Consider the following 13429-nt stretch of genomic DNA (forward strand, 5'->3'; position numbering starts at 1 on the left):
TCTCGCTATCACCTCCCAATGTGCTCTATAGATGATACGGTTCACCGTATCATCTATAGAGCGAAATCAGGATCACCCGTCCAACGGGTGGTTTGCTCTTGGGGTATAACCCCAATGTCAACTGGAGATTGGTGCAGCCCACAAATTAGAGGGTTTTAACTCTAATCAAATTCTCAAAATATCTCCTTCTCTCGCCGTTATCCTTTTTTGAGAATTCAACGGTATTGTACCATTCAATCATGTGCTCAAGTTGTCGTTCTGACACAGCCTCATTTTTAAGGTAAACAAAAACCCCTAATAAATATGTTAAATAATCTATTCTATTAGGTTGCTTAAAATTGTTTTCCTCAATAAATCCTATAGCACGGTCTAGGGCGTCTAATGTCATGCTGAATAATTTCCTTATATCTTCTTTATTTAATTTGCTAATTAAACTTGCCTTCACATCGGAGGGCATGGGACTAAAATTTGCCTTGTGCTCTCTATCTTTAAGCACCTCATACGCCGGGTTTAACGCCGCTAAAGGAATAGAAACCTCAGTAGCCTTAAATACAATTAGTTGGTCTAAGCTTGACTCTTTTAATTTCTCAACAAACTGATCCGAATACTCCTTATAGAAGTCTACACCTTTTATAAGCATCTCGGTAAGATTAACCTCGACATCTGTCACCTTACTCCCAGCAAGGTTAAGTACTTCAAACCATTCGCGCTGCTCTTTTTCAGACAAGTCTCGAGCATAGTTTACAGTGTAATAGTAACCCATAAATTTATTTCTAACCTTAGTAAGTAGATCCTGAACCTCGAAAACTTGCAGATCCTTATTTTCTTTCAAATATTGCGAGAATACCTTTGGGTCTTTATTGTACAGTTTTCCAACTGGAATTTGTGATTTTCTAAAAGCGCCAGTATTCATAACGAACTTCCCTGTCGTAATGTCGAGGACAACACATTTAAACTCTTCATGGTCAGTATACGCTTTAAAATTACAACTAAGTCTTTGTTGACCATCATTGACAGAGTGTTTACCGGCTGATTCTTCAATATCGATGCGTTCCCTTTCAATAAATGAAACTTGCGGTACAGCAAGCTCCTTATTTTCAATTATGTTAATCGATATGGGAGCAACAGCAGCTTTACCGCTCAGTTGAAAATTTAACAGGTCAATGGATTTTTCAACTTTCCATCTAATGTATGTCTGGAAAATTGGTAGGCTTAGTCTCCGCTCTTCGATATCCTTACACAGATTTCCCAATGAAACTGGTTTGGATTCCTTTGTCGGATCGAAAGTCGAAAACATCTCCAAATTCTTATTGATCTTAATAGCCATAGTTTATCCGCCTCTCGTCTTTATAATCGGATAATACTATGCTCCGGATTATTTAGTCAACAATAATAAAAAATAGAAAACGCTTACATTTTAGCAGCTAAATAAAAATGGGCTATTTTAAGTATTTTTATCCATTTTTAATTTAGCTGCTATTTTTTAAAGCTAATTACATTCGGTTGATCTAATCGTTACTCCTCCAAAACAATCACAATTAAAAAACCTTCTGTCTAGTTCACAGAAGGTCAACCGTATCTTGTATAGAGCGAAAAGGACTTCCTCTGAAAGAAGTGACTGAAAAACTAACTGTTTTGGAAAAATCCAAACTTTGGAGGGTCAGATATAACTCACAGAACGCAAAACAAGCCTTAGAAGCGATTCTAGAGGCATGTTTTTTGAAGGAGTCTTTTCAGTGAACTCTCGTGAAAGATGTCCTTTTCTTCTTTTCTTCTTTTCGGAAAATAGAAACTATAAAAATCACAATCATACTAGCCATTAAATAAGTGCTACATAAGGTGCTGATCTATTTTCAAAAGCTGCATCTTCAAACATTTCTTCCATATCCAATAAAGAGGTTAAAAAACCCAAAGACAAGAATGTAAAAAATGTATTGAATGCCCATGTATAAAGGAGTACTGGATTTAATTATATCTATTATTTCAAAGATAGAGAAAAAACCACTCACCTTTAAGTCAGTAAAAAGCCGTAAAAAGATGGCATTCCTAAGGTAAGTGCACTGTAAGCCAATGCTCCCCATGCCAATCTAAAACTGTATCATCAGTTACCACTACAACGAATACTTACCTTACAGCGTTGCGAATTTCTTCCTTTAAATTTCCAAAATATTTAGAATAGTTATTGGTAAGATCTTTGAACTCTAATTTGAACTCTTCCGCAAGCTCCGTGTCTGTTGAATGTTCATCAGCGATCCGAGACCTGCTAGATAATCCGATGTTTGTAGGTAAAATCCGCTAAGGTAAGAATAAGGAGCCGATTCTCGTAGAAGGCCATCATCCCCCGATTATTAGCCAAGAATTATGGGATAAGGTTCAGCTACTCCGGGAAAAGAAGGCTACGTTGCCCAAGAAGCGGTTTGAAGGAGAATATCTGCTAACTGGACTGATTCGTTGTCCTGAGTGCGGTGCCGCCATGACCGCCAGTCGCACTGTCAATCGGTCGAAAGATGGCAAGAAGATCACTCGGATGTACTATTCCTGTGGTCGATTCCGAAGCCAGGGAAGCGCCGTATGCCACGCCAACAGCGTCCGAAAGGTCGAAGCAGAACAAGCGGTAACTGATCGTATCAGGCAAGCCGTGGTCAATCCAGAGACTCTGCAAAGAGTTGTTCGCAGCATCAATGAACGACGTTCTGGACGAATGAAACCACTACGTGATGAGTTAACAGCAATACAGACACATATCACCAGTCTGGAGGATAAGAAACGTAAGTACCTCGAATTATATGAAATAGATAATATTGACCGCAATATGTTTTCTGAACGCCTGAGTGTATTACACAAGGAGCTGGATTCCGAGCTAACCTGCACATCAAAACTGGAATTAGAGCTTCGGGATGATCAGGCTGATCCAGTATCCTACGAATTTGTGTGTTTCCACATGACGAAGTTCGATGCCCTGCTACGTTATTCACCGTTCCAGCAGCGTAAAACGCTCTTGCACCTAATCGTAAAGAATATAACTCTAGATGACAAGAGGCGTATTGAAGAAGTTGAACTTGCATTTAGTAAAGAAACTCAAAATCATTTTTTAAGCGGAGCCCCTTCTGTTAAATCCATTGCAGAAGGGGCTTTTTCCTGTTCAAAAGATAATCTCTTGCTTAATCAGGTAATTACAATTGTTATCTAAAATTAGGAGTATTTTAATTTGAATGAGTATTCGATAAGTTCAACATTGTAGATAGACAGTCACTGTTTACGCTCGCCTAGAAATTCCAGTGATTTCTCGGCAACCACTCCTGATTGCAAGTCCCTATATAGATAAATATATGTTGTTTGCTTTCTTGACTATGAAAGGATATATTCTAAATGCTAATATAAACATTGCTATGTAGTATTACTTGGAAGGATTCATATACTAACCTGTAGAATATTCAATTACTAGCGAATAAACCTGTCGAAGGATGGTTGTAATATGAATATAGATAGTTTAGGGAAATTGTTACATTCCATGTACAATACGGCACCTCATGGTGATCAAGTTGCACATATTCATTTGTTTGGAGTTAAATATGCCGATCTTATACTCAAAAACCATTACAGCGTCAAAGAAATAGTTGCAGCCTCAGGAATTAACCCCTCATATGCCACAGAAGTTAGCAAAGGCATTAAGCTTTCACGTTATGTGATTGTAAAAGATTAAAGATAAAGGCATGTAGCTGATGAAGTAAGATAATCAACCCAGTTCAGTACCCTACAAACTTGTATCATCCTGATGATAAATTAGGATACCTTACTCCACCATCCACTGTCCCAGCAGCGAAAGAGACCTCTTCACATGTTTTACAAACTTATATTAACCAAAGGCGGAGAAGCAGTTTTTAAAGGTTACCCCCCCTTCCAATAAAGCAATAACGGAAGGGGGGTAACCTTAGAAGAGTAAAAAAAACCTAAGTATAGTTTCACTGTTGTCATCTGCAATATTGTGTACCAACTTAGTATAACTACATCGGACATTCAGATAAACTTAGAAGATTGTCAGGACTTTCTCCATCCGCTTCAGTTTTTAAGTATTTGTTTCCATAACGACTTTTAGATACAATTACATTCACAGTATGGCCTCCTCTACTTACAAAAAACTCCCATTTTCCATCTTCAATTCCCTCAATAGCTCGTTTTTGCGAAACCTTCCATCTTGTTCCGTCCTGATTTTTGCCTCCAATGCTTTCAATTCTCTCAAATGGATTGTACCGTTCTTTTTTGTTTACACAGAGTATCTCGTGTCTGCTTGCCATAATCTACTCACTCTCCTAATATTATTCTTTTGTAACGCCTTTGAATGGTTTGCTACTGCTAGTTTTTTGATCCATAAACTTACCTGTCGATGTGTCTCTCTTTACCCAGTTGCCATTAGGCGCTTTGAATTGACTTCTTCCTTTTACTGCACCAACTCTTCCGCTGCCTTTTGCTCCGTTTTTAGCCAAAATACTCACCTCCCTTCAATGTTGAGTTGATAATCAACTCAACATTGTTATCAAAAAGATAGATAGCTCAAAATTCAAAAGCTATCTGACCATCGTATTCTTCCTTTGAGTTGTAAACTTGTCCTTTGTGGACATAAAGCAGTTCTAAGCGATTTAGCCTCACACAGAGGGCACTAATTGATACTTTAAAAAAACCTGCCAAAGTATATAAGCTACCCATATCTATATTTCTAGTAGCTTTAAGTTTGCCGACAAACTTCTCCAGTGCTGGCTTAGGCATAAGTATTGCACCTGCAAACATATCTGCTTGTTGTTCCACTGGAGGACGTGTGGAATGACTTCTGCAATAAAAGACCTCTTTACTCTTATTTAGATTCAAACTCGTCTGTAAATTATCTTTATCGTTCACGTGAAGCACCCAGTGCCCTAGTTCATGAGCCATAGTAAAGTTCATCGTTCCAATTTTCTCTTCAAAAAGTTCTTTCCTGCTTTCATTCATGATAATTCGCTTTTGACCAGGGAGTATGGCAGCCATCACAATTCCTGATAGATCAAAATGATCAATGGGTTCCCAAGCGAAATCCAATTCAAAATGAAACTCGATTATCTCTTCAATAGGAGTAGCCATTGGAAGAACCATGTTTTCAAAATCAAATCCATAATCGGTGAGTATATTCAATGCTATGTCTTCCATTTCTTCTGCAGAAATATAGGGAACACGTGACATTACAACTACTCCTTTTCTTTAGTGGTCTCATTTATAATTTTTTGGATCTGAACCCACTGACTTTGTGATAACTTTGGTGCGCTCCTTAGAAAAACGGGAACCTCTTCAATTTCAGTAATAACCTTTTGAAGCTCACTCGGTATTTTATTTGCTGCTATCAGAAACCGATCAGGATCAATACCAAAAATCTCGGCTATCTTCACTATTTTATCTTCTGCTGGGGGAGTCATAGAACCATTCTCAATCTTGCTGATATACGTAAAGTCAATGCCGATCATATCAGCGAGTTTGCGTTGACTGATTTTACGCTCTTTACGAAGATCTTTGAGCACTTCTCCAAACTCGTTCAACGTCTCATCACCCTTCTAATATACATGATATAGTATGTTGATAAAAAAATCAACACTATATACACTAAATGTTTCTCTAATTCTTATGCATCAAAATTTCGCACTACTTGTGGTACGGTTCCCCCCGATTTATCTTCACCGCGCGATAAATCTGCTCCACCAATACCAGCCGCATAAGCTGATGCGGCAGGGTCATGCGCCCGAAGCTCAAGCGCTGCTTCGCGCGGCGCAACACCTCATCGGAGAGCCCATGGCTTCCTCCGATGACAAACACGACATGGCTCGTCCCATACGTGCCGAGCTTGTCGATCTCCAATGCCAGCTCCTCGGAACTCCAGAGCTGGCCATCCAATGCGAGCGCGACAACATGCGCCTCGCTCTTCACATGCGCGAGGATACGTTCGCCCTCGCGCTCTTTTACCGCCCGAACCTCAGCTTCGCTCAGGGTATCGGGCGCCTTTTCGTCTGCGACCTCGATCATCTGAAACTTGATGTACGGGGCGAGCCGCTTGGCATATTCCTGAATGCCCAGCGTCAGATATTTTTCCTTCAATTTGCCTACGCCAATAATCTGAATAAACATGAAAATTCATTCCTCCTAAATTGTCTTGCGAGATATTCTATAAGTAAGATGCTTCATCGCATCGTTCGTTCCAACTGTATTATACCTATACTACACATTTCTCCAAATTCTAACGAATCCCACACACCTTATTCAGCCCCATTTCGGCTCTTTTAAAATCTAACGAATCTGAAACACGCTATTTCGCATCAAACGAGCACTCCCCACCACTTTCGAGGCCATTTCAGCAATATAACGTGTCTACGATTCGTTAGATTTCAACCAGGCGGTGTTTGCCTCATATAAGGCGTCTCGAGTTCGTTAGAGCTACTCGCCCCTCCACACCCACGTCACTACCCACATCGCTGTTACCCAACGGCACTTTCCCCCATGCCTCAGCGGCTTCCATTTCTACTACCTACAACTTGCACCTTTACTACAACCTAGCCCACTCCCAACTCGGTACCCACCTACCTTAATCTTCTCTTACTCTCGCCTACTCCCACGTCAGCCCCTACGACCTTCGCCCCAGTCCCACGCTACCTACTAACCACCACCAATTCCCCACACAAAGACAAAAAGAGCGCTCATCACGCTCTCCTTGGCTTCTTGCTGTGATGTTCATACCGGATGGAAAGTCAGCCCGAAGCGCCACCTTAAGTCACGCCTCCAGCCATCTAAGTCCTACAGTACGCTAAACGACGAGAAATTCCGCATGCTGTTCGCACTCGGCGCATTTCGCAGGCGGGTCCCAGTCGGCAAATTCCGTCTCCTTCAGATCAACGATATCTGGAGCGTCCTCATACTCATCGACAAACATGTCGATGGCAATGTCCACGTGTTCTTTGCATACAACGTACATCCGTTAAGCATCCTTTCTGTAACCAGCTATGTTCCCGATTCACAACCGCGTATCCCATTACAGGATAGCCACTTCTCAGTTCTATCACACCTGCCGCCGAAAAGAAACCCCTACACGCCTAATGACAGCAAAAACATCCCTCCCACATAACAGGATAAGGATGTTTGCCTTTTACTTATACCGTTTTCAAAAGTCCATCTTTAGACTCAAGGCCAAGAAATTTCGCCTTTAATTACCTGAGCGCTCGTCTCCAGATCGCCTGTATTCGTAAAGTCCGGATATGCTTTTTCCATGGCTGCAATCAGTTCTTTAGAATCTTTGGCTGTCTCTGCCTCTGCTTCAAACTTAGCAATATAATCACGGGTGAACGTAACACTTGATATATCCCCGGCACTGGTACCCAGGTAATGACCTGGAATCACTCGCTCTGGATTCAATGCAATAATTTGGTCTAGCAATTGGCGCCAGTAGTCACGGCTCTCTGGCGTTTGGTTATCTGCAATCCAAACGTGCGAATTTTCGTAGACAGGAACGCCACCCAAAACAGTTTTAATGGAAGGAATCCACAGGAACGTATGGGACGGATCGGAACCATCTAGACCGATAATCTCTACGGTTTCCCCATCTACGGTCAATTGAGCACCCTCAAGGACGTCCGGAACAATCTGTGCAGTCGGTGCATTTTCTTTCAAAATCGGATTCCAATATTCATTCTTCACTTGAATTGTTTCCTTGATTCCTTCCACCGTTGCTGGAGTCGCAACGATTTTTGCATCAGGGAACGTCTCACGGATCACCGATAGACCGAAGTAATAGTCCGGGTCCTTGTGGCTGATATATACGGTGGTCAGTTTTTTACCCGTATCTTTAATCATTTTGACCAATTGCTCGGCATCATTCTTTTGGAACTGCGCATCAACGAGCACGACTTCAGTTGGACCTTCAATCAGATTTGATGAAACGCCAAAAATGCTGTTTTCCCCAGGATTATAGGTAGTCAATTTCAGCTCCACCGCTGGTGTGTTTGTTTCCTCGCTCTTTGTATTTCCAGCACTAGCAGCATTGGATGAAGAGTCTTCCGCATTTTCGGTTTTACTTGCTGTACCCGCACAAGCACTCAGAATTAACATGAAACATAGAACGAGCATAACGCCCATTGATGATTTTTTAATAAACATTTAATTGATCTCCCTCTCTTTATGTCGCTGCCATTCATCCATATCAATGCATTTAGCAGCCAATTCCGTTGATTTTTTAAACCATCCTATAGTCTGGTTGTACAATTGCTTCGACTGAATCCCCCTTCAAATCACTATATGTAACTAATACAGTTACAACTTATATAATGTAATGATTATAGTTACAACTAACTGCGAATGTCAAGTTATTTGTTCAAAAAATCTACTTCTAATAACTTTTCCGCTACTCAAAAACTTTATAAAAACAACAAAAAGACCAACCAGAATTTTCTGATTGGTCCCCCATTTAACTTCCCCTAACCCTGTAATACGCTTTATTCCACAGATTCAGACTCTTCATGTCCAATACTAATTTTACTTCAATCCCGACTGCGCCTTCGTCAACAGCTTTCCGCCTTGAAAAGCAATAACCGCATTGGCACCATTGCCGGCTGTGCCTTTATAGTTGTACACCACCATGTTCTCCGCTTCACTCAGCGCTTCACCTTCGCCGCCGAGGATCTCGATGACATCTCCCACCGACATGCCAACCTCAAGCTTCTCATACTGGGCAAAGGTAATCAGCACCCCGTCGCCTTTCCCGGCCGATCCGTTGTTTCCCGATGTTACAGGCGTTTGACCACCAGCCTCACCTACCGCAATCACACTTGTACTCAACTCATTCAACTTGGTCTCAAGTGCTGCAATCTTTTGCTCCTGCTCAACGCTCTTGGCTCCCTGCTCCACCAGTTTCTTCTCAAGCCCTGCAATCTTCTCTTGCAGAGCACTTATATCTACAGATGCTCCTGTCGTAGCTACCTCAGATCCACAGGCGGACAGCATAAACAGGGACAGCGCCAAGCTCGTTCCCCCAAGCATCTTTTTCCTCAAATGTTTCATCAAAAATACCCCTTCCATTCTGAAATAAAAATATGATCGACAAACAGATGTTATTGCATCAGCGACCGTCTCCAACATATTGACAACAGTTTACCACAGCCCTAGTCTTATGTATCTGCTCCTTTGGCTCCGGGTCTAACTGATCATGAGAATATAAAATGGTTGATCTACTCATTTACTGTCGAACGAGCACATCCACTCATAATAACTAAAAAAGAGTGGTCAGTTAATCTGATCACTCTTCTAGCATTCCCTATTTCAATCCGTGCAACAGTATGGGCTCGTTAGGCTCCCCTTACTCCGGTTTATCCGTCAGCTTCACCGATACTTTCTCCACTTTGCCATCCCGGTAGAAGGTCACTTCAATCGTATCCCCAATCTTCTTCTCATCGTACAGATATTTCCGTAGATCCAGCGTGGAGGTAATTTTTTGCCCGTCAAATTCCGTAATGACGTCATTCAGCTTCATGCCGGCTTCGGATGCTGGACCAGATGCTTCCAGCACAACCACACCGCTGTCCACATGAGATGGCAGCTTCAGATCCTTACGCTGCTCGTCATCCAGTGGTGCATAAGGGTTGCTCAGATCTACCGTGTACACGCCCAGGTATGGACGAGATACTTTGCCGTTCAGTAGCAGGGAATCTACCGTTTTCATCACTTCGTTCATCGGAATCGCGAAGCCAAGACCTTCAACGCCCGTATCCGAGATCTTCATCGTGTTGATGCCGACCACTTTGCCGTTCAGATCGACCAAAGCACCCCCGCTATTACCTTCATTAATCGCCGCATCCGTCTGGATTACATTTTGTTCCCAGTCGTACACCCCATCCTGATTAATCGATACCGGTAGAATACGATCCGTGTAACTGACAATACCGGATGTCAGCGTACCGCCCAGACCGAGCGGATTCCCGATTGCCAGCACCGTTTGACCGCGCTGAAGTTTGCTGGAATCGCCAATTTCCGCGACTGCACCCAGCCCTTTATCTTCTGCGGATAGTACAGCAATGTCACTTACACGGTCTTTACCGACCAGCTTCGCTTTATGTGTCTCCCCATCTACGGTCACAATCTCCAGATCACTCGCACCCTCCACGACGTGGTGGTTGGTCATGATGTAGGCCTTGCCATCTTCCTTTTTGAAAATGACCCCTGAGCCCAGCGCCGAATCTTCCATCGATAGACTGCTACCCGTTTTATGGTTCACAATGCTCACCACGGAAGGACGAACGTGTGCTGCTGCTTGGATAATCCGATCGTATGGATCAGCTGCTTGCGCTGTCTGTGCACCGCCTCCACCACCGTTGCCTGTAGCATTAGCCAGCGGTAACGAAGCGGGCTGTGTGATGAAGCTAAACAGCAGGACGGTCACGATGGAGCTGATCACCGAGCTAATCACAGCTACCTTCACTGTGGAACTGATTCCCGTACGCGATCTGCGCGGATTACTCCAGCGGTCACGTCCACGTGCCCTGCCTCCAGGGCGGATGATCTGAAGTTTGCCTTTCTGTTCAGGTTCGGCGCGTCTTGATACTTTGGTTGAATAAAAATCGTCTCCAAACAATCCCATCGTGATCCTCTCCCCTTCGTTGTCACGCATCAAGACCCTGACTGCCGCCTAAGTTGTCGCATGTTCAACGATGGAGTTCTCACATACACCACTCCGCCAACAGACGAACCTTCCGATCGCTGTTACTCACAAATTTTTTTGATCCCCTCTTCCAAGGTGAAAATTTGTTCCTAAAGGCGAACACTCTGTTTCTTCAGGTTTCTTCTGTCGTCTTCGTTACGTGAAGACTCCAACGGTTTCCCATGCTTTTTTGCATTTTTATAAAATGGTCTTGCATATCGCCGCATCCCGGCATCAAATCAAGATACAGCGTCTATGTACAACAGAACGGACACGCCATTCTGTCAGTGACTCTATCAATCATGCTCTCGCATTCTATGACATGCCATTTCACACGCAAAACAGCCAAAATCACAATGCTCCTCATATACTAAACACGTCAAATCACAAAAAGTTGCATATTTACGAAAATTAAAGCAAATTTCCGCTATAACGCGCTTAACAATAAAGGTCCATAGTATCTATCACCACAAAATCCGGTCCGCTAAGCGCCATTTTGGCAAATTTGAAGAACTTTTTCACCCCTGCATAGTCACAGGTTCAGCATACACGTCTCATCACACAAATGTTAGCGGCAAAAAGAGGAATGTTTTCCATCAAGCCTGACTACAATAATAGTAAAAGACAATTCGAAGCTTCATAGAGGAGGATATATATGGATCGCACACGTACACTCACAGCCATGGATGAAGTTCATATGGCGGCCAAGCTGGCCGATCTCAAGGAAGAACACTATCGCAATACCCTTGCACTCAGCACCATCATTGAACTACTTATTGATAAAGGCATCCTAACCCGCGAGGAAGTTGAGCGCAAAGCCGCCGAACTGGACAGCTTTATGGCTCACCCACCCTATCCCATGGCGTAGGACGGTCATAATACGTATCACAGAGTTTGAACTCATGGTCTCTATAAAAGCATCCACGGCTCTCCATCGCGTCGCGCACCGACATTTTCGCCAAGTCCATCATATTATGATCTCGGCTAAGATGTGCCAGATACGTGCGCTTGATACGTCCATTCATCAGTTCACTAAGCGCTGCGCCTGCTGCTTCGTTCGACAAATGCCCAATGTCGCTCAAAATCCGGCGCTTGGTGTTCCACGGATAACGCCCCATACGCAGCAATTCGACATCATGATTCGCCTCCAGCACCAGCACGTCAGAATCAGAGATGGCATCGCGAACCTTGTCGCTCATGTACCCAAGATCGGTTGCAACAGACAACTTCTCCGTACCATCATCGAATGTGTACCCTACCGGCTCAGCCGCATCATGCGAGATCCCGAAGGATTCCACGCGCAGTGACCCAAAATCATGCTTTTCACCCGTCTCAAATACCCTCCGGTTTTCCTCTGGAATCGCCCCAACCGACTTCTCCAGTGCCGCCCACGTATTCAGATTCGCGTAGATTGGTAAATTATATTTCCGAGACATCGCGCCTAGTCCTTTAATGTGATCGGAATGTTCATGTGTAACCAGAATCCCGTCCAATTCTGCCCCAGAAATCTCCCTTTCCTGAAACAGTGCATCCAATCGCTTCGCACTAAGACCCGCGTCAATCATGAGAGAGGTACCCCCATGCTGTATGACTGTGGCATTACCTGTCGAACCGCTGGATAACACGGTAAAATATATCCCCATAACGCATTACTCCCCTGGTTTGTCTGTCTTGGGACTGAATACATCCCCACTGATGCCCTGCACGTACAACACTTCGCCACTTTCCAGCACGAACCGCCATGCCGGCATCGCTACCTGTATATCTGAATTGAACAACTGGCCGTAATAGCCCAGCTGAATATCTTTGACAATTGCATCATTTGGCAAAAAGTTCTCGATCAGCGTTCCCAGCGCCTTCGACGCCGGAAGCACCTGCTGATCGCTCTCCTCTGCGGTTGTAATCCGCACTGGAGTTTGACGGTAACCCGTTATTTTCTGGTCGCTGTAGAATAACTCCAGACTCACATTGAAGAGCGGCCATTTGCCATCGACCAGTGGGTGAAGCACAAATGCCCCATCCTCGGCCATCAGCTGATCCAGCCGGTATGTCCCGATCTGTGGAATCTCACGCTCTAATGCATCTTCCAGCTCACTCTGCGAGAAGATCAACTTGCTATCTACAGGCTGTTCCAGCTCCATATCCACGCCAGCCTTATCCTCTTCAATGAACTCATAGGACAACTTTGGTAGCTTTGGCGTTTCATTTGGAATCGGAGCCAGCACCTGAATGCCCTTCTCTTCCATCGCCTGCTGTGTATTATCTGCCAGTGAGGTGAAGTCCAGATTGGCTCCGGCCGTCTCCCGCGCATCCATCCAGATCTGGTATCCCAGCACCAGATTGAGCAGCAGAAAGGCATAGATCAACACATTTTTCGCCCGTCCCCAATCCAAAACGTTCACCTCCCTCAGTTAACTGGCTGAAATACTTTCAAACACTCTTGGAAAATTAATCTCTATTAACGTTAGCGCTGCTGGCTAACGAACTCCACACGCCTTATATGCTTCATTTTCCGCAAATTTGTAATCTAACGAATCTGAGAGAAGTTATTTCTTTCATTTATAGGCTTTCCATCGGTTTTCACTCATTTTCTGCCCGAATAACGTCGCTGAGGTTCGTTAGATTTTGCGTTCTAGGCTAATTCGGCATTTAAGGCGTGTCAGATTCGTTAGCCATTTGCCCTCTGCCCAAGGGAAAGTATAAACTCCCTTGGGGAGCTCACACCTATCAATC

The 13429-nt window shown here is 43.7% G+C and carries 15 protein-coding genes and 1 pseudogene; 4 read left to right on the plus strand and 12 right to left on the minus strand.

From position 1 onward, the window contains the following. Window positions 1–145: 145 nt before the first annotated feature. The gene (locus MKY95_RS32815) at window positions 146–1327 is read right to left on the minus strand and encodes a hypothetical protein (RefSeq protein WP_339196242.1); all 1182 of its coding nucleotides are present in this window, start codon (window positions 1325–1327) and stop codon (window positions 146–148) included. Between the two features lie 990 nt (window positions 1328–2317). Here MKY95_RS32815 and MKY95_RS32820 point away from each other — a divergent pair. The 3 genes and pseudogenes from MKY95_RS32820 to MKY95_RS32830 form a co-directional block, all read left to right on the plus strand. Next, window positions 2318–2380: pseudogene (locus MKY95_RS32820) on the plus strand (recombinase family protein); the annotation flags it as partial. Window positions 2381–2401: 21 nt separating this feature from the next. Beyond that, complete coding sequence (locus tag MKY95_RS32825; protein WP_339196244.1) at window positions 2402–3190, plus strand: zinc ribbon domain-containing protein; 789 nt, start codon at window positions 2402–2404, stop codon at window positions 3188–3190. A 285-nt stretch (window positions 3191–3475) separates the two neighbouring features. Then, window positions 3476–3703: a hypothetical protein gene (locus MKY95_RS32830; protein WP_150365075.1), complete on the plus strand. Its 228-nt coding sequence runs from the start codon at window positions 3476–3478 to the stop codon at window positions 3701–3703. 301 nt (window positions 3704–4004) lie between these two features. Here MKY95_RS32830 and MKY95_RS32835 read toward each other — a convergent pair whose 3' ends face one another. The 9 genes from MKY95_RS32835 to MKY95_RS32875 all read right to left on the minus strand — a co-directional run bounded on the left by MKY95_RS32835 (window position 4005) and on the right by MKY95_RS32875 (window position 10636). Further along, the gene (locus MKY95_RS32835) at window positions 4005–4295 is read right to left on the minus strand and encodes a DUF3892 domain-containing protein (RefSeq protein WP_150365076.1); all 291 of its coding nucleotides are present in this window, start codon (window positions 4293–4295) and stop codon (window positions 4005–4007) included. Window positions 4296–4316: 21 nt separating this feature from the next. Then, window positions 4317–4484, minus strand: coding sequence for a hypothetical protein (locus tag MKY95_RS32840; protein WP_339196250.1), 168 nt, complete (start codon window positions 4482–4484; stop codon window positions 4317–4319). A gap of 67 nt (window positions 4485–4551) precedes the next feature. Then, complete coding sequence (locus tag MKY95_RS32845) at window positions 4552–5211, minus strand: ImmA/IrrE family metallo-endopeptidase (RefSeq protein WP_339196253.1); 660 nt, start codon at window positions 5209–5211, stop codon at window positions 4552–4554. Between the two features lie 5 nt (window positions 5212–5216). Then, window positions 5217–5561, minus strand: a complete 345-nt coding sequence (locus tag MKY95_RS32850; protein ID WP_339196256.1) for a helix-turn-helix transcriptional regulator — start codon at window positions 5559–5561, stop codon at window positions 5217–5219. 103 nt (window positions 5562–5664) lie between these two features. Beyond that, window positions 5665–6144: a 23S rRNA (pseudouridine(1915)-N(3))-methyltransferase RlmH gene (gene rlmH / locus MKY95_RS32855; RefSeq protein WP_017691463.1), complete on the minus strand. Its 480-nt coding sequence runs from the start codon at window positions 6142–6144 to the stop codon at window positions 5665–5667. Window positions 6145–6817: 673 nt separating this feature from the next. Next, window positions 6818–6985 carry a CxxH/CxxC protein gene (locus MKY95_RS32860; RefSeq protein ID WP_017691462.1) on the minus strand — a complete coding sequence of 56 codons (168 nt, stop codon included), beginning with the start codon at window positions 6983–6985 and terminating at the stop codon, window positions 6818–6820. Window positions 6986–7191: 206 nt separating this feature from the next. Beyond that, window positions 7192–8163, minus strand: a complete 972-nt coding sequence (locus MKY95_RS32865) for an MBL fold metallo-hydrolase (protein ID WP_339196258.1) — start codon at window positions 8161–8163, stop codon at window positions 7192–7194. A 375-nt stretch (window positions 8164–8538) separates the two neighbouring features. Then, window positions 8539–9063 carry a hypothetical protein gene (locus MKY95_RS32870; RefSeq protein WP_339196261.1) on the minus strand — a complete coding sequence of 175 codons (525 nt, stop codon included), beginning with the start codon at window positions 9061–9063 and terminating at the stop codon, window positions 8539–8541. 295 nt (window positions 9064–9358) lie between these two features. Beyond that, window positions 9359–10636 (minus strand): trypsin-like peptidase domain-containing protein, encoded by a 1278-nt coding sequence (locus MKY95_RS32875; RefSeq protein ID WP_133386399.1) that lies wholly within the window; start codon window positions 10634–10636, stop codon window positions 9359–9361. Between the two features lie 715 nt (window positions 10637–11351). On the opposite strand from MKY95_RS32875, the gene MKY95_RS32880 reads away from it, so the two are divergent. Continuing rightward, window positions 11352–11564 carry a hypothetical protein gene (locus MKY95_RS32880; RefSeq protein ID WP_036611899.1) on the plus strand — a complete coding sequence of 71 codons (213 nt, stop codon included), beginning with the start codon at window positions 11352–11354 and terminating at the stop codon, window positions 11562–11564. Here the strand turns inward: MKY95_RS32880 and MKY95_RS32885 are convergent. Next, window positions 11533–12339, minus strand: a complete 807-nt coding sequence (locus tag MKY95_RS32885) for an MBL fold metallo-hydrolase (protein WP_036671861.1) — start codon at window positions 12337–12339, stop codon at window positions 11533–11535. The genes MKY95_RS32880 and MKY95_RS32885 overlap by 32 nt on opposite strands. 6 nt (window positions 12340–12345) lie before the next feature. Next, complete coding sequence (yycI, locus tag MKY95_RS32890) at window positions 12346–13089, minus strand: two-component system regulatory protein YycI (RefSeq protein WP_036612041.1); 744 nt, start codon at window positions 13087–13089, stop codon at window positions 12346–12348. Window positions 13090–13429 lie beyond the last annotated feature (340 nt).

The sequence above is a fragment of the Paenibacillus sp. FSL P4-0176 genome, assembly GCF_037975265.1.
GTDB classification, from domain to species: domain Bacteria; phylum Bacillota; class Bacilli; order Paenibacillales; family Paenibacillaceae; genus Paenibacillus; species Paenibacillus amylolyticus.